The organism is Streptomyces sp. MI02-7b (assembly GCF_033793585.1).
Classification (GTDB): domain Bacteria; phylum Actinomycetota; class Actinomycetes; order Streptomycetales; family Streptomycetaceae; genus Actinacidiphila.
This window is the reverse complement of sequence record NZ_JARAWX010000004.1, coordinates 321,769-339,502: the sequence shown is the minus strand read 5'-3', so window position 1 is coordinate 339,502 and position 17,734 is coordinate 321,769. Positions and strand designations below refer to the sequence as shown.

Genomic DNA, 17,734 nt, shown 5'->3' with positions numbered 1-17,734 from the left:
TGACAGCAGCGTTTCGGGCGGGTACTGCTCAGGAGGATGGAGATTGCGCTCCGCAAACGTTTCGGCCATGTGCGTCGCGGTCCTGGTCAGGCGCCCGGCCGCGCTCGTACTGGCCCTCGGGATCGCTGTCGCCGCGACGGCCCTGACGCCGGCCCGTACGGCGTCGGCGGTTCCGGCCCGCGCAGCCACCGCGATCGCTGTCGCAGCGGTCACCGCGGACGCCGCGGACGACGTCAGGTACTACGTCGTCACGTCCCCCGAGCAGAACGGCGGACAGCAGGAGACCCTCCTCGCCATCGCGGAGCGCACCCTCGGCGACGGCGACCGGTTCTCCGAGATCCTCGCCCTCAACACCGGCCGCGTGCTTCCGGGCGGTTCCACGTTCACCAGGCCCGAGCAACTGGTCCCCGGCTTCGCGCTGCGCCTGCCCGACGACGCGAACGGAGAGGGCGTGCGGGTGGGGCCGCTGCCCGAGGCCACGGCGGCGGTCCCGATCGCGGCGGCGTCCCCGGACCCCGCCGCCACCGGAACGGCCGCGTCCGGCCGACGGGTTCCGATCGGCCCCCTCGTCGTCGGCGGCATCGGCCTGGCCCTGCTGACCGTCCTTGTCATCGCCCGCCGCACCCTGGGCCGGATCGCCCGCCGCACCGGCACCGCCCTGCGCGCCGCCGCCCGCGTCCTGCGGCCGCGCCTGCCGCGGGCCGCCCAGCGCGCGCTGCGCCGCCGGCGCCGGGCCGCCCTGGGCCGCTCCCTGGTAGCCGACACCCGCACGCTGCCGGTCGTACGGCACACCCTGCGCGAGCTGCTGGCCGCACCCGGTCCGGTCACCGGGCCGGCCGGCGCGTCCACCCGGGTCTACAGCGTGCTCGCGCTCCCCACCAAGATGCTCGCCGCCGTCTCCGCCGGCGGCGCGCCCGCCCCGGCGCGGTGGACCGCCCTCGACGCCACCCGCTGGGAGCGCACGGGGGTCCCCACGTCCGTGGAAAACGACGCCCAGTCCGGCGGCCTGCCCCTGCCGCTGCTGGCCCGAGCGGGTGTGACCGGACGCGGCCACGCCCAGTTCCTGGTCGACCTCGGCCAGCTCAACGGGACCCTCAGCATCCTCGGTGACCTCCGCGTCGCCCGCGACACCCTGGCGGCGCTGGTGCGCAGCCTGCTGGACACCGCGCGCCAGGACAGCGCCGCGGTCACCGTGGTGGCCGTCGACCCGGCCCGCACCGTTCTGCCCGACCTGCACGCCCAGCACGGACTGCTGAGGGTCCCCGGACTTCAGGACGTCAGCGGTGGATCCCGGTCCCCGCTGGCCGTCCCCGCGCCGGAAGTCGGTGCCGGCCTCATCCGAAGCGCCACCCGCACCGGCCCCGTCACCGGCGTCCTCGTGCTGGCGCAGCCGCCCACCGGGAACGATCTCCCCGCGCTCGCCCGGCTCTCCTCCCGGGACGGCGGCTGGATCGTGCTCGCCGCCGGGGACGTCCCGGGCGCCCACTGGCGCTGGTACGCCGAGGAGGACGGCACCGTCGACACCGGGATCCTCGGCCACAAGGTCTTCGTCCCGGTCCAGACCGCACCGGAGCACGCGGGCACCGTCTGAGGCCGGGCGTCGTGCCCCTGGCCCGTGACGTCAGCCGGCGGGCCCCGCACGACCGGGGGCCGGCCGCCGGTCGCGGAGCCGACCTGCCGAGGACGTGCCGGCGGTCGTCTCCGAGCCGGTGACGAACGCCCGCCTGCACGCGGGCGGCCGGGCGGTGGACCGGCTCAGGCCGGCAGCGGCTCGGTGCGGATCACGGTGAACACCGCGCCCTCGGGGTCGGTGACGGTGGCCACCCGCCCGTACGCGGAGTCGCGCGGGGCGCGCAGGACGTTGCCGCCGAGCTCGACGACCTGGCGCGCGGCCGCGTCGGTGTCGGTCACCTCGAAGTACGCCATCCAGTGCGCGCCGCGATCGCGCGGCAGACCCCGGCCGACGCCGTGGATGCCGCCCACCGGGTGGCCGTCGAGCTGCAGGGTGAGGTAGTCGAAGTCGGTCGAGACGACGTGCTGGGTCTCGAAGCCGAAGACCAGCGAGTAGAACGCGGCGACCATCGACGTCTCGCGGGTGACCAGTTCGTTCCACACGGGCGAGCCCGGTTCGCCGGAGGTCTCGATGCCCCGGTGGCGCACGGCCTGCCAGATCCCGAACACCGCCCCCAGCGGGTCCAGGGCGATCGCCAGCCGCCCAGCGTCGTCCGCGTCCAGCGGGCCCACGCCGACCGTGCCGCCGCAACCGCGGACCAGTTCGGCGGTCTTGTCCGCGTCGTCGGCGGCGAAGTACGTGGTCCACGCGATCGGCAGCTGCCGGCCCCGGGGCAGTTCGCCGATACCGGCCACGCTCTTCCCGTTCAGCGTGGCGCGCACAGAGGTGTCCAGCGAGGACGGACCCGGGTGGAACTCCCAGCCGAACAGGTGGCCGTAGAACTCCTGCGTGGCCTCGACGCCGCGTGCCAGCAGGCTGACCCAGCACGGAGTCCCGTGCGGGTGGCGGTTCCCTACCTCGGTCATCAATTCTCTCCTGGGGAGCGGCGCTCGGGGTCGTGGAGGAGGTACCACAGCAATGCTCGCACCACAGGGCCTGCCGCGTCCGGGGGCCGCGCCGCAGGGTCCCCGTGCCGGGTGACCACAATGGGCTCATGCATCCTGTCATTACCGTAACCGAATTGGCCGCGCGGCCGAAGGGCGCGTCAGACGGCGGGCCCGTCCTGCTCGACGTCCGCTACCGGATGGGCGGGCCGCCCGGACGCCCCGAGTACGAGGCCGGCCACCTCCCCGGCGCCCACTACGTCGACCTGGAGACGGAACTCGCCGGGCCGCCCGGCGACGCCGGCCGCCATCCCCTGCCGGACGTGGCGGTGTTCACCGCCGCCATGCGGCGCGCGGGCGTCGGCCCGGACCGGGACGTCGTCGTCTACGACAACTGGCTGGGCTGGGGCGCCGCCCGTGCCTGGTGGCTGCTGCGCTGGGCCGGACACGAGCGGGTGAGGGTGCTGGACGGCGGCCTCGCGGCCTGGACGGCGGCCGGCCTCCCGCTGGAGACGGGCGCACCGGCCGACGGGGACGGGGACTTCACGGCGGTCCCGGGCGGGTTGCCCCTGCTCGACGCCGACGGCGCGGCGGCACTGGCGCGCGAGGGCGTGCTCCTCGACGCCCGGGCGTCGGAGCGCTACCGCGGCGAGGTCGAACCCATCGATCCCGTCGCCGGGCACATCCCCGGTGCGGTCAGCGCCCCCACGACGGAGAACGTGGACCCCGCCACCGGGCTCTTCCTTGCGCCCGGCGACCTGACGGCCCGCTTCGCCGGCGTCGGTGCCACCGCCGGCACCGCGGTCGGTGTCTACTGCGGCTCGGGTGTCTCGGGTGCCCACGAGGTGCTCGCCCTCGCGGCGGCCGGCGTTCCCGCCGCCCTCTACGTCGGCTCCTGGAGCGAGTGGTCGCACTCCGGCCGCCCCGTGGCGACGGGCCCCCAGCCGGGCTGAGGCCCGGCACTCCCACCCGTCCGTCCACGGCGCGTCACCCTCGCGTGGCCCCGCGACGGTGCCGGCCGGCGGACGGGCGGGAGAACCGGGCGGCTTTCGACGGGCCGCGCCCTGCGGTGTGCCCTGACCCGTCGCCCGACGGTGGTGCCGCCGTGTCAGTCCTGCTTCTTGCGGCGGCTGCCGAAGACGATCTCGTCCCAGCTCGGCACCGTCGCCCGCCGTCCCGGCCGGACCCCGTCCGCCTCGGCCTGCCGGTCGGTGGAGCCGACCAGCCGGTCCCGGTGGGCGCCAACGGACCGCGGCATGAGGACGTCCGCGTACGCGGATCCCGCGCTCGCGGCGGGCGCCGGCGGCACGGACTCCTCGGCCTCGGGGTCGTCGACCGCACCGTCGGTGCCCGCCGCCGCGGCCGCGGGAACCTCCGGTGCCGCGGGCGATGCGGGCTGCGAGGGGACGACCATGTCGCCGCGGAAGCTCGGCACGGCCTCCAGGAGGCTGGTCAGGGAGTCGCGTTCCTCCTCGGCCCGCTCCTCCGCGCCGCTCGCGCGTTCCGGCCGCTCCATGACCCGGTCGCGCGGCAGCCGCGCGATCCTCGGCACGAAGGGGTAGCTCGGTTCCGCGGGCTCCTGGGTGGCCTCGCCGATCAACGCGCGCGCCTCGTCGTCGACGGCCTGGACCAGCCGCCGCGGCGGGTCGTAGGTCCAGCTCGCCGAATGCGGCTCACCGGCGACGCGGTAGACGAGCAGCACCTCCCAGGTGCCGTCGTCGCGCCGCCAGGAGTCCCAGACGACGGAGTCCTTCTCGGCGCCCCGCAGCAGCAGCCGTTCGGCGACGGCCTCGCCGAGCTGCGGTCCGGTGCTCTCGCCCTGACGCCGTACCGGGGTCTTGCGCGCCCGCTCCGCCATGAAGGCGCGCTCCGCGAGCACGGGGCCCTCGAAGCGCCGCACCCGCTCGACGGGGATGCCGGCGAGCTGCGCGACCTCCTCGGCGGTGGCGCCCGCTCTTATCCGCGCCTGGATGTCGCGGGGGCGCAGATGGCTCTCGACCTCGATCTCGATCTGGCCCAGCCGCGCCCGGTCGTTGCGAATGGCGGCACGCAGGCGTTCGTCGATCGGGAGTGTGTACTCCGTGCTGTCGGCAGCCTTGAGCACCAGTCGTGTGCCGTCGTTGCTGACGGCCACGACACGCAATTCGGGCACGGTTACCTCCCGGGTGGTGCCTGCCGACGTCACGTGCGTCGCTGCTCCCGATGGACGAGTGTGACCTGCCCGGGTGCAGCCTGCCACAACCTTGCTGAGTTTCCCGGCGTGTCGGGCATGTGCCGTGACGCGCCGTTATGGCACGGTTACCTATTTGCAACGCTGAGTGACCAAACGCGTCACTCGGCGCCACGTGTCTCCGGGTCGCTCGACAGCACCCCGGGATGAAGTGCGCCGTCTCCCCCCGGAGCCAGGATTTGTCACAGTACTCCATTTGGGCCACGCCGGTGGGGCGCCGCGCCGTCGAACTTTGTGCGGGTCAAGGGAGTTGGCCGGGGACCGTTACGCAATCTCCACAAATGGAGGCTTGGGATCTACTCGCCCAGCACCCGCCGCAGGTAGTCGTTGCGGAACAGCCGGTCCGGGTCGAGCCGGTCCCGCAGCGCGGTGAACTCGCCGAAACGCGGATACGCCTTGGCGAACCAGTCCGCGTCCCGGGTGTGGACCTTGCCCCAGTGCGGCCGGCCCTGATGCGCCGTCATTATTTCCTCGACGGCCGTGAAGTACTCCTGGTACCGGCTGCCCCGGTACATGTGGACCGCCACGTAGGCGCTGTCGCGCCCCGAGGCCGTCGACAGCGCGATGTCGTCCGCCGGGGCGACCCGCACCTCCACCGGGAAGCTGATCCGCAGGGCCGAGGAGTCGACCATCGACTTCAGCTCCCGCAGGACCTCCACCGCCGCGGCCCGTGGAACGGCGTACTCCATCTCCACGAAGCGCACCCGGCGCGGGTGGGTGAAGACCTTGTACGGGATGTCGGTGTAGGTGCGCGCGGACAGGGCCCGGCTGGAGACCTGCGCGATCCCGGGGATCAGCGACGGCGCGGCCTGCCCGAGCGCGCAGGCGGCCCGGAAGACGCCGTTGGAAAGGAACTCGTCGTCGAGCCAGCCGCGCACCGGGGGCACCGGCGCCGCGGGGCCCTGGCTGCGGTTGTTGCGCTTGGTGTTGCAGCCGTCGGTGTGCGGGAACCAGTAGAACTCGAAGTGCTCGTTCTCCTCGACGAGTTGGTCGAACTCCCCGAGCACCCGGTCGAAACGCATCGGTTCCTCGCGGGCGGTGAGCAGGAAGACCGGCTCCACCGCGAAGGTGAGGGAGCTGACCACGCCCAGGGCGCCGAGCCCGATCCGGGCGGCGGCGAAGACGTCGGCGTTCTCCTCGGCGGAGCACGTGAGCACCGAGCCGTCGGCCGTCACCAGTTCCAGCGCGGTGATCTGGGCGGCGATGGAGGCCGAGTCGCGGCCGGTGCCGTGGGTGCCGGTGCTGGTCGCCCCGGCCGCGGTCTGCTCCATGATGTCGCCCATATTGGTGAGCGACAGACCCTCGGCGGCGAGGAACGCGTTCAGGTGCTTCAGCTGGACGCCGGCCTCGACGGTCACGGTCCCGGCCGCGCGGTCCAGGGAGCGTATGGAACTCATGCGCTCCGGGCGGATCAGGACGCCGGCGGTGGCCGCGGCGGAGGTGAAGGAGTGCCCGGTGCCCACGGCCTTGGCCGGCAGGCCGTCCGCGGCCGCCTTCCGCACGGCGGCGACCAGCTCCTCCAGCGAGGCGGGTGACACCTCCCGCGCCGGGACGGCCCGCACGTTGCCCGCCCAGTTATGCCATGTGGCCTTCCCGGCGGTTCTGTTCGTCGTAGCCATGCGTACGCGATCCCTCCAGCTCCGGCGCCGGCTCCAGCCGGCGGTACCCCAGGAAGGCCGCCACCACGGCGAGTGCCGCGGCGGAGGCGGGCACCGCGAACGCCGCCCGGGCCCCCGCCGCGTCGATCACCCACCCGGCGAGCGAGGCCCCGAGCGCCACACCGACCGCGAGCCCCGTGCTCGTCCACGTCATGCCCTCGGTCAGCTTCGCGCGCGGTACCAACTGCTCGACGAGCGCCATGGTCGTGACCATCGTCGGCGCGATGGACAGGCCCGCGACGAACAGCGCCACGGCCAGGAACGGCAAGTTCCCGACCAGTAGTGGCGGGATCATACTCACGCCCATGGCCCCCACGCCCAGCAAAAAGCGACGGGAGGCCGTGCCACGCGGTCTCATCAGGCCGAAAAGGACTCCCGCGAGGCAGGATCCTGACGCGTACACGGCGAGGACGAGGCTGGCGGCGGCCTTGTGGCCCTGTTCCTGGGCGAACGCCACGGTGGTGACGTCCACCGCGCCGAAGATCGCCCCGGTCGCCACGAAGGTGAGCACGAGGACCCGCAGCCCGGGCGAAGCGAGCGCCGAACCCCGCGTGTGCTGCTCGCGCGGGTGCGGCGGCGGTTCGGTGGAGCGCTGCGCGGTGAGCAGGAAGGTGCCGGCGGCGAGGAAGACCGCCGCCAGCAGGGGACCGGCCTCGGGGAACCACACGGTGCACAGCCCGATGGACAGGATCGGGCCCACGATGAAGCAGATCTCGTCGACCACGGACTCGAAGGAGTACGCGGTGTGCAGCAGGGTCGGCGAGCCCCGGTGGATGGCAGCCCACCGCGCCCGCACCATGGCGCCCAGGCTCGGCGTCAGCCCGGCGGCCGCGACGCAGGCGAACAGCGTCCAGTCCGGCGCCCCGGTCCGTACGCACACCAGCAGCGCGGCGACGGCGAGCACCGTGGTTCCGGCCGCCGGGCGCAGCACCCGGCGCTGGCCGTACCGGTCCACCAGCCGGGAGACCTGCGGCCCGAGCGCCGCCCCCGACAGCGCCAGTACGGCCGCGAGCGCGCCCGCGATCCGATAGCGGCCGGTGACCTGGGACATCATCGTCACGATCCCGATGCCCAGCATGGACAGCGGCATCCGGCCGATGAGGCCGGCAGCGGCGAAGCCCCTGGTCCCGGGGGTGGAGAAGATCGCGCGATAGGGACTGGGCAAGGGGCGCTCCTCGGCTTCGTCGCCGATCCACGAGGGGGTGCGGGTAAGGAATGTGGCTGCTCATCACAGCTTACAAATGGAGCGCAAGCGATTTTTCCCGCCGCCCGCCGGCCCCGCCGCCCGCCGGCCTCCTGCGACCGCTCCCGCCCCGAGGCCCGCGCCGTTCCACGGCCGTCACCGGGCGGTGGGAGGATCGGAGACATGTCCGATCACACCGAGGCCGCCACTGCCGCTCCCTACGACGCCCTGCTCCTGCTGTCCTTCGGAGGGCCCGAGGGGACGGACGACGTCGTCCCCTTCCTGGAGAACGTCACGCGGGGGCGCGGCATCCCGCGCGAACGCCTGAAGGAAGTGGGGCAGCACTACTTCCTGTTCGGCGGGGTCAGTCCCATCAACGCGCAGAACCGCGAACTGCTGCAGGCGCTGCGCAAGGACTTCGCCGAGCACGGCCTCGACCTTCCCGTGTACTGGGGCAACCGCAACTGGGCGCCCTACCTCACCGACACCCTGCGCGAGATGGCCGACGACGGCCGCCGCCGCATCCTGGTGCTGGCCACCAGCGCGTACGCCTCCTACTCCGGGTGCCGCCAGTACCGCGAGAACCTGGCCGACTCCCTTGCCGCGCTGGAGGCCGAGGGCCGCCCGGTGCCGCGGGTGGACAAGCTGCGCCACTACTTCAACCACCCCGGCTTCGTGCAGCCCATGGTCGACGGTGTCCTGACCGCGCTCGCCGAGCTGCCCGAAGAGGCGCGCGCCGGTGCGCACCTGGCCTTCACCACGCACTCCATCCCCCTCGCCGCCGCCGACACCTCCGGCCCGGCCGACGCGCACACCATGGACGGGGCCGGCGGCGCCTACGTCGCCCAGCACCTGGACGTCGCCCAGGTGATCGCCGACGCCGTCCGGGAGGCCACCGGCACCGACCGTCCCTGGAAGCTCGTCTACCAGTCCCGCAGCGGCGCCCCCCACATCCCGTGGCTGGAGCCCGACATCTGCGACCACCTGGAGGAGGTGCACGCCTCCGGGGCGCCGGCCGCCGTCATGGTGCCGATCGGCTTCGTCTCGGACCACATGGAGGTCCGCTACGACCTCGACACCGAGGCCACCGCCAAGGCCGCCGAGCTCGGGCTGCCCGTGGCCCGCTCGGCCACGGTCGGCGCCGACCCGAGGTTCGCCGCCGCCGTCCGCGAGCTGGTCCGGGAGCGGGCCGCGGCCGAGCGCGGCCTCACGCCCGAACGCTGCGCGCTGGGCCGGCTCGGCGCGAGCCACGACGTCTGCCCGGTCGGCTGCTGCCCGGCCCGCAGCCCGCGCCCCGCCGCGGCGGGCGCCGAGTGACCGACACATGCCGACGCACAGCACAAGGAGCGCCGTGACCGACCAGCTGAAGGACGAACTCCTGGCGGTGGCCCTGGAGGCCGCCCGCAGGGCCGGGGAACTGCTGCGCGACGGCCGCCCGGCCGACCTCGGGGTGGCCGCGACCAAGAGCAGTCCGATCGACGTCGTCACCGAGATGGACCTCGCCGCGGAGAAGCTCATCGCCTCCTTCATCGGCGAGCGCCGGCCGGACGACGGGCTGCTCGGCGAGGAGGGCGCCAGCGCGCCGGGCACCACCGGTGTCCGCTGGGTGATCGACCCGCTCGACGGCACGGTGAACTACCTCTACGGCCTGCCCGGCTGGGCGGTGAGCATCGCCGCCCAGGTCGAGGGCGAGACCGTCGTCGGCGTCGTCGAGGCGCCCATGAGGCGTGAGAGCTACCGCGCCGTCCTCGGCCGCGGCGCTTGGGTGGGCGACGTCCGGGCCCGGCCGCGCCCCGCGCCGCCGTTCGAGCAGGCGCTGGTCGGCACGGGCTTCGGGTACTCCACCGAGGTGCGCACCGGACAGGCCGAGGTGGCCCGCCGGCTGATCCCGAAGGTGCGGGACATCCGCCGGGCCGGTTCGGCCGCGATCGACCTGTGCGACGTGGGCTGCGGCCGGCTCGACGCCTACTACGAGCGCGGGCTCAACATCTGGGACTACGCCGCGGGCGACCTCTTCGCCCGCGAGGCGGGCGCGCTCACCGGCGGCCGCCCCGGGGAGCCGCCGTCACCGCAGCTGACGGTGGCGGCGCCGACGGGGGTCTTCGAGCCGTTGCAGGCACTCCTGGAGGAACTGGGCGCCTGGCACGACTGACCGGCGGCCCCGGACCCGGGCACGCGAACGCCCCGGCACCTGTGCGGTGGCCGGGGCGCGGCGCCGGTTCCGGTTGCCCTCAGGCGATCTTGGGCAGCACCTGTACGCCGTGGTCGGCGGCGAGGCGGCGCAGATCGGCCAGTTCGGCCTCCTCGACCTCGGCCAGGAACTCGTCCCCCGCCTCCCGGGCGGCGAGCAGGTCCGACTCAGTGCTGTGTATGCGCTGCAGGATGCCAGTGGTGAATGCGTCCATCAGGTGGCGCCCCCTCGTCGTCGATAGGTGACACAGGGTGTGGGTGGGTACGGGTCGATGCGGCTGCGGGCAGGTTGTTCCGAGATCCCCGCGGATCGCGCGACGGCTGCCGCCACAAGTCCACTGCGAACGCCCAAGGGGCGCGATCGGGGGTGTGCAGTCGTCCTCCCCAGGCCCGCCGGAGCGGAAACCTCCGCAACCCGAAGAATTCCGCGCCGAGTTCCCGTCCGCGCCACGCGCGGCCCACGACCGGTACGGACGCCGCTCCCCGCCACGCACGGTGTGGCCCGTGTCACGTGCGGTGCCGGGCGGCTCGGGGTCGGAGGGCGGCCGGAGGGCGGCCGGGGCACGGCCGCGGGGGCCGTCGCGCGCGGCCCGGGAACGCGCTCTTACCGCCGGTTTACGGCCTTCAGGTGCAGGATGGAGACGCATTCGGCCTGCGCACAGGCCGTTGAGAAGTGTTCACGGAAGGAAGGGCGCCTTGCGCGTACTGGTCGTCGAGGACGAACAGCTGCTCGCCGATGCGGTGGCCACGGGACTGCGCCGCGAGGCCATGGCCGTGGACGTCGTCTATGACGGCGGGGCCGCTCTGGAGCGGATCGGGGTGAACGACTACGACGTCGTCGTCCTCGACCGGGACCTGCCCGTGGTCCACGGTGACGACGTCTGCCGCAAGGTCGTCGAGCTCGGCCTGCCCACCCGGGTCCTGATGCTCACCGCCGCCGGCGACGTGAGCGACCGCGTCGAGGGCCTGGAGCTCGGCGCCGACGACTACCTGCCCAAGCCCTTCGCCTTCACCGAGCTGATCGCCCGCGTGCGGGCGCTCGGCCGGCGGACGACCGCCCCCCTGCCGCCGGTGCTGGAACGCGCGGGCATCCGCCTCGACCCCAACCGCCGCGAGGTCGTCCGCGAGGGGCGGCAGGTGCATCTGGCGCCCAAGGAGTTCGCGGTGCTGGAGGTACTGCTGCGCAGCGAGGGATCCGTGGTGTCCGCGGAGCAGCTGCTGGAGAAGGCCTGGGACGAGAACACCGACCCCTTCACCAATGTGGTGCGGGTCACGGTCATGACGTTGCGCCGCAAGCTCGGCGAGCCCGCCGTGATCGTCACGGTGCCCGGCTCCGGCTACCGGATCTGATGCGCCGTGGCCACTTCCTCTTCCTCCTCGCCGGCGTCCTCCTCGTCGTCCTCGTCCTCCTCTTCGTCGTCGTCCTCGCCGACGACCCCGCCGCGCATCCCGCCGAAGCCCACCTGGGAGCCGGCGTCGCCGGCCGGCCGCGGTCCGCTGTTCCGTCCCACGATCCGGATACGGCTCACCCTGCTCTACGGCGGCATGTTCCTGATCGCCGGCGTCGTCCTGCTGTGGATCATCTACCTGCTGGCCGCACAGGCACTGCACGACGGCAACGAGCTGCCCTTCCGGCTGCTGAGCGGCCACGTGGCCACCACGACGCCCAGCTGCCAGCTGCCGAGCTCGGGGACGACCGACGAGTTCACCGACGCCATCAACGCCTGTATGCAGGACCGGCGCGAGGTCGCGCTCGACAGCCTGCTGCGGCGGTCGCTGTTCGCGCTGGTGGGTCTCGCCGTGCTGGCCTTCGCCTTCGGCTACCTGCTGGCGGGCCGTGTGCTGTACCCGCTGGGCAGGATCACCCGCACCGCGCAGGCCGTGGTCTCCTCCGACCTCAAGCGCCGTATCCACCTGGACGGGCCGGACGACGAGCTCAAGGAGCTCGCGGACACCTTCGACGAGATGCTGGAGCGGCTGGAGCGGTCCTTCGACGCGCAGCGCCGTTTCGTCTCCAACGCCTCCCATGAGCTGCGGACCCCGCTGGCGATCAACCGGACCCTGCTGGAGGTCCAGCTGTCCGACACCGCGGCCGGCCCGGAGGTCCAGCAGCTGGGGAAGACCCTGCTGGCCACCAACACCCGCAGCGAGCAGCTCGTGGAGGGCCTGCTGCTGCTCGCCCGCAGCGACAACGAGATCGTGGACCGCAAGCCCGTGGACGTGGCCGAGGCGGCCTCCCAAGCCCTGGAGCAGACCCGCAGCGAGGCCGACGCCAAGGGTGTGGCGCTCCGCAGCGAACTGCACGAGGCGGTGGTCCAGGGCAACGGCGTGCTGCTGGAGCGGATCGCGCTCAACCTCGTCCAGAACGCCGTCCGCTACAACGTCCCCGAGAACGGCTGGGTCGAGGCCACCACGGGTCTGGAACCGGGTCTCGCGGTCCTGACGGTCACCAACACCGGCCCGGTGGTTCCCGCCTACGAGATCGACAACCTCTTCGAGCCGTTCCGGCGGCTGCGCACCGAGCGGACCGGGAGCGACAAGGGCGTGGGACTCGGGCTGTCGATCGCGCGATCGGTGGCGCGGGCCCACGGCGGCACCATCTCCGCGGTGCCCCGCGAGGGAGGTGGCCTGGTCATGCGGGTTGCGATCCCCGTCTGAGGCACCCGGGAGCCGTTCCGCGACACCCCCGGGACCGTGTTCGCTTTGCGCTGAATTTTGCGGTCTGATCCCCGCGGCGGCATGCTGTGAGCGATTACACATACGATTCCGGCCGCGGGTACGCTCCGTGTTCGCCGGTCCGGGAAAAGAGCGGAAAAATCCATGTTTCCGCAGGTCATGATCACGGGAAGTACACGTGGAGGCGTGAGCAAGGTGCGACAACCCGGCCCTTTCCGGTCATGACCGGCAGTGGATCCGATCACCTCTTCGGGGGTGCGGTTGGGTGTCGATTGAGTAACGGCACTTGATGTAAGGCAAAATCTCCGCTTCGGGCCGGGCACAAGACCGGCCTCCCATGCGTTACGTGCGCTGGAGACACCGCAGACACCCAGAGGGGGAGAGCGATACATGGCTACTGATTACGACACACCACGCAAGACCGACGACGATGTCAACGAGGACAGCATCGAGGAACTGAAGGCTCGCCGGAACGACAAGTCCACGTCCACGGTGGACGTCGACGAGTTCGACCAGGCCGAGTCCCTCGAACTGCCCGGCGCCGACCTTTCCAACGAGGAGCTCTCGGTCCGGGTCCTGCCCCGGCAGGCCGACGAGTTCACCTGCATGAGCTGCTTCCTGGTGCACCACCGCAGCCAGCTGGCCTCGGAGAAGAACGGCAACCCGATCTGCCGCGACTGCGCGGCCTGACGGGACACCGGGATCGTGGACAGCGACGACGAGCGAGGCCGCGCGGCCTCGCTCGCGGGCGCATCGGAGGAACCGGCGGTCGACGACGGCCTTCCCGGACCTCCGAGCCGTGCCGCCCGCGGGCGTGCCCGCGCCAGGGCGGCACTGTCGACCCTCGCCGAGGGTTTTCTCGAGACGGCCCCGCGGATACCCGTACGGGACCTGGAGGCGCTCCGCCGGCAGTTCCCCGGGCTGGGGCCCGAGGAGCTGGCGGACAAGCTCGTGAGCGCCGCCACCCTGGGCACCGCGACGGTCGGCGCCGGCATCGGCGCCGCCGCGATGCTGCCCACCCCGCCCGCCATGCCCGCCGAGCTGGCGAGCGAGACGATCGGCGTCGCCCTGATCGAGTACAAGCTCATCGCCGAGCTGCACGAGGTCTACGGGCTGCGCGCCCCGGGCACGCTGCGGCAGCGCGCGGTGATGTACATCGCCGAGTGGACCGAGCGACGCGGCATCGACTTCTCCAAGCCGTCCACGCTGAACGTGGCGCTCGGCGGCCGGATGAAGCGCGAGCTGCGCCAGCAGCTCATGAAGCGCACCATGCGCAATCTGCCGACGCTGACCCCGTTCATGGTCGGCGCGGCCGTCGGCGCCGTGATGAACCGGCGCGACACCAGGAAGCTCGCGGAACAGATCCGCAAGGACCTGCGCGAGCGGCAGGTGCCCTGGGGGCTGCTCTCCGTCGAGGAGCCGCCGCCCGCCCTGGGACCCGGCGGGCCCGGGGAGCTGCCGGCGAAGTCCGCGGAGACGGACGACTGAGGCCGCCGGTGCGGGCGCCTCAGGCGGTCCGCACGTCCCGCAGCGCGGCGGCCAGCCGCTCGGGGGCCCGCGTGGAGAGGTACAGGTAGGGCGTCGGATCCGCGGGGTCGGTGACCTCGACCTTCAGCGCGGTCGGCACGTACGACCGCAGCAGCATGAACGCGCGCGGATCGGCCTTGTACGAGCGCCAGGCCAGCGCCTCCTGGTGGTCCAGCACGGTCGCCTCGCCGAGCGCCCCCACCGGGATCCGCGCGTCGCCGGCGACCAGCGACCCGGCCACCACCCGCAGCCGCGCCGAGCCGTACGAGCTCACCGCGACCGCTCCGGCGGCCGTGCCCCCGACGAGGCCGCCCAGCAGCGGCAGCGCCCCGAAGGGCAGCAGGATCAGCGCCAGTGACACACCCGCGCCGAAGGCGAGCAGCCACCAGGAACGCGGCGCGGTCAGCCGCTCCTCATAGGTCATGCCGGTCATGGGACCCAGCTTGTCATGCCGCCCTGTCAGCGCCCGCCACGGGACCGCAGACGCGACAGGGCCTGCGCGGCGCGCGGCGCGGTGCGCAGGCCGATGGCGACCTGCTTGGCCCAGTCGGTGGCCGCGGTGGGCAGCGCGGCGTCCAGGACGGCCGAGGAGCGGGCGTCGTTGCCCACCAGGTACCGGGGGAGCGGCCGGGGCGCCGACAGCGCCCTGAGGACCGCACGGGCCACCGGGCGCGGTCCCGGCAGCTCGCGCTTGAGCAGGTCGTCCGCGGCCTCGTACCGGTCGCGGTACGGCGAGGCCGTGCCCTGGGGCAGCCGGGTGGCTCCGCGCTCCCAGATGTCGGTGCCGAAGGCCCCGGGCTCGACCAGCACCACCTTCACCCCGAACGGCGCCGCCTCCATGCGCAGCGCGTCCGTGATCGCCTCCAGGCCCTGCTTGCTCGCGCAGTACCAGCCGAGCAGCGGCATCGAGACCCGGCCGGAGATCGAGGAGATGTTGACGATGCGCCCCGCGCGCCGGGCGCGCATGGTCGGCAGCACGAGCCGGGCGATGCGCGCCGGTGCCACCAGATTGATCTCCAGCTGCTGGCGCACCTGTTCGTCGTCGACGTCCTCGATCGCACCGGGCTGCGCGATGCCCGCGTTGTTGACCACCGCCCAGGGACCCCCGTCGGTCATCGTGGCGATCTCCGTGAACGCCCGTACGGACGACGTGGCGTCCGCGACGTCGAGCAGTACGGTGCGCACCGAGGCGCCGGTCCTGGCCACCGCCGCGCGCAGGGCCTCGGCCTTCTCCTCGGTGCGCACCGTGCCGATGACGTCGTAGCCGGCGTGGGCCAGTTCGAGGGTGATCGCCAGCCCGATCCCGCATCCGGCTCCGGTGACGACGACGGACCTGGGGGTCATGGGGTGCTCCAAGGGATGGGGGACACGTGCCGCGTGGCCGGAAGGAGAACGGGCGGGCGGCGGGAAAGGATCCCGCAGGAGGGTAGGGTCTCCCGCGTGAACGGAGCCACACCCGACGTCCCGGCCCGCCCGGGCCTGACACCGCCGAAGGACGCCTCGCCGCCGGTGCGGCACCCCGGCGCGCCCGCGCCCGGCGAACCACTCGGCGCGCACTACGAGCACTGCTTCGGCTGCGGCGGGGCACAGCCCCACGGCCTGCACCTGGAGGCACGGGCCGCAGAGGGCGTCGGCGTCACCGCCGAGTTCACCGTACAACCGGCCCACCAGGGCGCTCCCGGCCTCGCGCACGGCGGTGTGCTGGCGACCGCGCTGGACGAGACGCTCGGCTCCCTCAACTGGCTGCTGCGCACTATCGCGGTCACCGGGCGCCTGGAGACCGAGTACGTCCGGCCGGTCCCCGTCGGCTCCACCCTCCACCTGGACGCGCGCTGCACGGCGGTCGCCGGGCGCAAGATCTACTGCACCGCCACCGGCCGGATCGGCGGCCCCGACGGCCCGGTCGCGGTCCGCGCGGACGCGCTCTTCATCGAGGTCAAACTGGAGCACTTCACCGACCACGGCCGCGCGCAGGAGATCCAGGCCGTCATCGAGGACCCCGACCAGGTCAAGGCCGCCCGCGCCTTCGAGGTGAACCCGTGACCCGCCCGCCGGTGGACGTGCTGATCCGCCGGCTCGACGCGGACGTCCCGATTCCCTCGTACGGGCACCCTGGCGACGCCGGAGCGGACCTGGTCACCACCCGGGCGGCGGAGCTGGCCCCCGGTGAGCGGGCGGTGCTGCCGACAGGCGTCTCCATCGCCCTGCCGGAGGGGTACGCGGCCTTCGTGCATCCGCGCTCCGGGCTCGCCGCGAGGTGCGGAGTGGCGCTCGTGAATGCCCCAGGAACGGTTGATGCCGGGTACCGTGGGGAGATCAAGGTGATCGTGGTCAACCTGGACCCGCGCGAGAGTGTGCGGTTCGCCCCGGGGGACCGGATCGCGCAATTGGTCGTCCAGCAGGTCGAGCGGGTCCGCTTCCACGAGGTGGCGGAACTGCCCGATTCGGCGCGGGCGACGGGGGGCTTCGGCTCCACGGGGGGTCATGCCGCGGTGGACGGCCCTCCGGTCGGTCCGTCCGGCCATGGATACGCATCGGTCATCGCTGACCGGGAAGGACAGTGACGTGTTCCGTCGTCGTCGCAAGGAGCGCGAAGACGCCCTCGACGAGCTCGAGGCCGAGAGCCCTGACGAGCTGGCCGAAGACGCCGAGGAGTCGGACGACTCCATGGAGTCCCGTCGGTACAACCTTCCGCCCGCCCCGAGGCCGGACGGTCCGTGGGACGTGAGCGAGGTCGGCACGCCCGGCGAGGGCCGGGTGGACCTCGGTGGTCTGTTCGTGCCCGGCGTCCAGGGCATGGAGCTGCGGGTCGAGGTGGCCGGCGAGTCCATCGTCGCCGCCACCGTGGTGCTGCGGGACAGCGCCATCCAGCTGCAGGGCTTCGCGGCGCCGAAGTCCGAGGGCATCTGGGGCGAGGTCCGTGACGAGATCGCGTCCGGGATCACCAAGCAGGGCGGCATCGTCGACGAGGTCGAGGGTCCGCTCGGCTGGGAGCTGCGCGCCCAGGTGCCGGTCCAGCTGCCCAACGGGAACAACGGCGTGCAGGTGGTGCGCTTCGTCGGCTGCGACGGACCGCGCTGGTTCCTGCGCGGCGTCATCTCCGGCCAGGGTGCCGTGCAGCCGGAGACCGCGGGCCTGCTGGAGCAGATCTTCCGCGACACCGTGGTCCTGCGCGGCGAGACCCCGATGGCGCCGCGCGACCCGATCGTGCTGAAGCTGCCGAACGACGCCCAGATGGTCCCCGAGGGCATCGCCCAGGACCAGGACGGCGGGCGCTTCTCCGACGGCATCGACCCGATGCGCCGCGGACCGGAGATCACCGAGGTGCACTAGCGCCGCCGTACCGCCCGTCCGATGGGCCGACCCGCTTCCGCGGGGTCGGCCCATCGGCGTTTTCGCAGGTCGAATGGGTTCCTCCCAAGAGATCACCACGGCGGGCCCGGGCGCCCGTCAGTACGACGCGGACGCGCTCGGGCGGCCTGTTGACGGGATGTTTGCTGTCCTGGTCATTGTCCGTTCTTTCCTGATCCGGGAGCGCACGATGGCCGATCTGGTCTTCGTGGCCACCACGGTCGCGGTCTTCGCGCTGGTGGCCTTCATCGCCAAGGCGGTGACGAAGCTGTGAGTGCCGAGAACATCGTCGGCCTCGTCGTGGCCGTCGCTCTGCTGGGCTATCTCGTCCTCGCCCTCGTCTTCCCCGAGAGGTTCTGAGGC

General features: G+C 73.1%; 21 protein-coding genes. 13 read left to right on the top strand and 8 right to left on the bottom strand.

Annotated elements, in window-relative coordinates:
- The first annotated feature begins 67 nt into the window (after positions 1-67).
- On the top strand, positions 68-1,591 hold the full coding sequence (locus PV364_RS08460) for a hypothetical protein (protein WP_319659112.1): 1,524 nt from the start codon (positions 68-70) through the stop codon (positions 1,589-1,591).
- 164 nt (positions 1,592-1,755) lie between these two features.
- Here PV364_RS08460 and PV364_RS08455 read toward each other — a convergent pair whose 3' ends face one another.
- Positions 1,756-2,538, bottom strand: coding sequence for a VOC family protein (locus PV364_RS08455; protein WP_319659111.1), 783 nt, complete (start codon positions 2,536-2,538; stop codon positions 1,756-1,758).
- 128 nt (positions 2,539-2,666) lie between these two features.
- Between PV364_RS08455 and PV364_RS08450 the strand changes: the two genes are divergently transcribed.
- Positions 2,667-3,509 (top strand): sulfurtransferase, encoded by an 843-nt coding sequence (locus PV364_RS08450; protein WP_319659110.1) that lies wholly within the window; start codon positions 2,667-2,669, stop codon positions 3,507-3,509.
- A 155-nt stretch (positions 3,510-3,664) separates the two neighbouring features.
- Here the strand turns inward: PV364_RS08450 and sepH are convergent, their stop codons facing one another.
- From sepH to PV364_RS08435, 3 genes are all read right to left on the bottom strand, one after another.
- Positions 3,665-4,741: a septation protein SepH gene (gene sepH / locus PV364_RS08445; protein WP_319659109.1), complete on the bottom strand. Its 1,077-nt coding sequence runs from the start codon at positions 4,739-4,741 to the stop codon at positions 3,665-3,667.
- A gap of 341 nt (positions 4,742-5,082) precedes the next feature.
- On the bottom strand, positions 5,083-6,405 hold the full coding sequence (locus PV364_RS08440; RefSeq protein WP_319659108.1) for a D-arabinono-1,4-lactone oxidase: 1,323 nt from the start codon (positions 6,403-6,405) through the stop codon (positions 5,083-5,085).
- On the bottom strand, positions 6,362-7,609 hold the full coding sequence (locus tag PV364_RS08435) for an MFS transporter (protein WP_319659107.1): 1,248 nt from the start codon (positions 7,607-7,609) through the stop codon (positions 6,362-6,364). The genes PV364_RS08440 and PV364_RS08435 overlap by 44 nt, the downstream gene beginning before the upstream one ends.
- Before the next feature lie 201 nt (positions 7,610-7,810).
- Between PV364_RS08435 and PV364_RS08430 the strand changes: the two genes are divergently transcribed.
- Together PV364_RS08430 and PV364_RS08425 are read left to right on the top strand one after the other, a co-directional pair.
- Positions 7,811-8,944, top strand: coding sequence for a ferrochelatase (locus PV364_RS08430; RefSeq protein WP_319659106.1), 1,134 nt, complete (start codon positions 7,811-7,813; stop codon positions 8,942-8,944).
- A 7-nt stretch (positions 8,945-8,951) separates the two neighbouring features.
- On the top strand, positions 8,952-9,779 hold the full coding sequence (locus PV364_RS08425) for an inositol monophosphatase family protein (RefSeq protein WP_319659105.1): 828 nt from the start codon (positions 8,952-8,954) through the stop codon (positions 9,777-9,779).
- Positions 9,780-9,858: 79 nt separating this feature from the next.
- Here the strand turns inward: PV364_RS08425 and PV364_RS08420 are convergent, their stop codons facing one another.
- Positions 9,859-10,032, bottom strand: coding sequence for a hypothetical protein (locus tag PV364_RS08420; protein ID WP_319659104.1), 174 nt, complete (start codon positions 10,030-10,032; stop codon positions 9,859-9,861).
- A gap of 481 nt (positions 10,033-10,513) precedes the next feature.
- On the opposite strand from PV364_RS08420, the gene PV364_RS08415 reads away from it, so the two are divergent.
- Entirely contained in the window at positions 10,514-11,167 is a 654-nt protein-coding gene (locus PV364_RS08415; protein WP_319659103.1) for a response regulator transcription factor, read from the top strand.
- Here the strand turns inward: PV364_RS08415 and PV364_RS08410 are convergent.
- Positions 11,155-11,328 (bottom strand): hypothetical protein, encoded by a 174-nt coding sequence (locus tag PV364_RS08410; RefSeq protein WP_319659102.1) that lies wholly within the window; start codon positions 11,326-11,328, stop codon positions 11,155-11,157. The two genes, PV364_RS08415 and PV364_RS08410, sit on opposite strands and share 13 nt — an antisense overlap.
- 34 nt (positions 11,329-11,362) lie before the next feature.
- Between PV364_RS08410 and PV364_RS08405 the strand changes: the two genes are divergently transcribed.
- From PV364_RS08405 to PV364_RS08395, 3 genes are all read left to right on the top strand, one after another.
- Positions 11,363-12,475 (top strand): HAMP domain-containing sensor histidine kinase, encoded by a 1,113-nt coding sequence (locus PV364_RS08405; protein ID WP_319659101.1) that lies wholly within the window; start codon positions 11,363-11,365, stop codon positions 12,473-12,475.
- A 408-nt stretch (positions 12,476-12,883) separates the two neighbouring features.
- On the top strand, positions 12,884-13,183 hold the full coding sequence (locus PV364_RS08400; protein WP_319659100.1) for a DUF4193 domain-containing protein: 300 nt from the start codon (positions 12,884-12,886) through the stop codon (positions 13,181-13,183).
- Between the two features lie 15 nt (positions 13,184-13,198).
- Positions 13,199-13,981, top strand: coding sequence for a hypothetical protein (locus tag PV364_RS08395; protein WP_319659099.1), 783 nt, complete (start codon positions 13,199-13,201; stop codon positions 13,979-13,981).
- A gap of 19 nt (positions 13,982-14,000) precedes the next feature.
- Here the strand turns inward: PV364_RS08395 and PV364_RS08390 are convergent, their stop codons facing one another.
- Positions 14,001-14,453 carry a DUF3093 domain-containing protein gene (locus PV364_RS08390; RefSeq protein WP_319659098.1) on the bottom strand — a complete coding sequence of 151 codons (453 nt, stop codon included), beginning with the start codon at positions 14,451-14,453 and terminating at the stop codon, positions 14,001-14,003.
- Between the two features lie 26 nt (positions 14,454-14,479).
- Positions 14,480-15,364 (bottom strand): SDR family oxidoreductase, encoded by an 885-nt coding sequence (locus PV364_RS08385; RefSeq protein WP_319659097.1) that lies wholly within the window; start codon positions 15,362-15,364, stop codon positions 14,480-14,482.
- 96 nt (positions 15,365-15,460) lie between these two features.
- Here PV364_RS08385 and PV364_RS08380 point away from each other — a divergent pair, with 96 nt between their 5' ends.
- The 5 genes from PV364_RS08380 (at position 15,461) to kdpF (ending at position 17,731) form a co-directional block, all read left to right on the top strand.
- Complete coding sequence (locus tag PV364_RS08380) at positions 15,461-16,063, top strand: PaaI family thioesterase (protein ID WP_319659096.1); 603 nt, start codon at positions 15,461-15,463, stop codon at positions 16,061-16,063.
- The gene (dut, locus tag PV364_RS08375; RefSeq protein WP_319659095.1) at positions 16,060-16,584 is read left to right on the top strand and encodes a dUTP diphosphatase; all 525 of its coding nucleotides are present in this window, start codon (positions 16,060-16,062) and stop codon (positions 16,582-16,584) included. Before PV364_RS08380 ends, dut begins: the two co-directional genes overlap by 4 nt.
- Position 16,585: 1 nt before the next feature.
- Complete coding sequence (locus PV364_RS08370) at positions 16,586-17,353, top strand: DUF3710 domain-containing protein (protein WP_319659094.1); 768 nt, start codon at positions 16,586-16,588, stop codon at positions 17,351-17,353.
- A gap of 73 nt (positions 17,354-17,426) precedes the next feature.
- A complete protein-coding gene (locus PV364_RS08365; protein ID WP_319659093.1) occupies positions 17,427-17,645 on the top strand; it encodes a hypothetical protein in 219 nt (72 codons plus the stop codon).
- The gene (gene kdpF, locus PV364_RS08360; RefSeq protein ID WP_073491767.1) at positions 17,642-17,731 is read left to right on the top strand and encodes a K(+)-transporting ATPase subunit F; all 90 of its coding nucleotides are present in this window, start codon (positions 17,642-17,644) and stop codon (positions 17,729-17,731) included. The genes PV364_RS08365 and kdpF overlap by 4 nt, the downstream gene beginning before the upstream one ends.
- Positions 17,732-17,734: the final 3 nt, after the last annotated feature.

Excerpts from the sequence above, each read along its gene's own strand:
- PV364_RS08460 (WP_319659112.1), top strand. The coding sequence starts at position 68 with ATGTGCGTCGCGGTCCTGGTCAGGCGCCCGGCCGCGCTCGTACTGGCC.
- PV364_RS08430 (WP_319659106.1), top strand. The coding sequence starts at position 7,811 with ATGTCCGATCACACCGAGGCCGCCACTGCCGCTCCCTACGACGCCCTG.
- PV364_RS08365 (WP_319659093.1), top strand. The coding sequence starts at position 17,427 with ATGGGTTCCTCCCAAGAGATCACCACGGCGGGCCCGGGCGCCCGTCAG.
- PV364_RS08400 (WP_319659100.1), top strand. The coding sequence starts at position 12,884 with ATGGCTACTGATTACGACACACCACGCAAGACCGACGACGATGTCAAC.
- PV364_RS08440 (WP_319659108.1), bottom strand. The coding sequence starts at position 6,405 with ATGGCTACGACGAACAGAACCGCCGGGAAGGCCACATGGCATAACTGG.
- PV364_RS08385 (WP_319659097.1), bottom strand. The coding sequence starts at position 15,364 with ATGACCCCCAGGTCCGTCGTCGTCACCGGAGCCGGATGCGGGATCGGG.
- PV364_RS08425 (WP_319659105.1), top strand. The coding sequence starts at position 8,952 with ATGCCGACGCACAGCACAAGGAGCGCCGTGACCGACCAGCTGAAGGAC.
- PV364_RS08390 (WP_319659098.1), bottom strand. The coding sequence starts at position 14,453 with ATGACCGGCATGACCTATGAGGAGCGGCTGACCGCGCCGCGTTCCTGG.
- PV364_RS08455 (WP_319659111.1), bottom strand. The coding sequence starts at position 2,538 with ATGACCGAGGTAGGGAACCGCCACCCGCACGGGACTCCGTGCTGGGTC.
- PV364_RS08420 (WP_319659104.1), bottom strand. The coding sequence starts at position 10,032 with ATGGACGCATTCACCACTGGCATCCTGCAGCGCATACACAGCACTGAG.
- PV364_RS08405 (WP_319659101.1), top strand. The coding sequence starts at position 11,363 with ATGTTCCTGATCGCCGGCGTCGTCCTGCTGTGGATCATCTACCTGCTG.
- PV364_RS08450 (WP_319659110.1), top strand. The coding sequence starts at position 2,667 with ATGCATCCTGTCATTACCGTAACCGAATTGGCCGCGCGGCCGAAGGGC.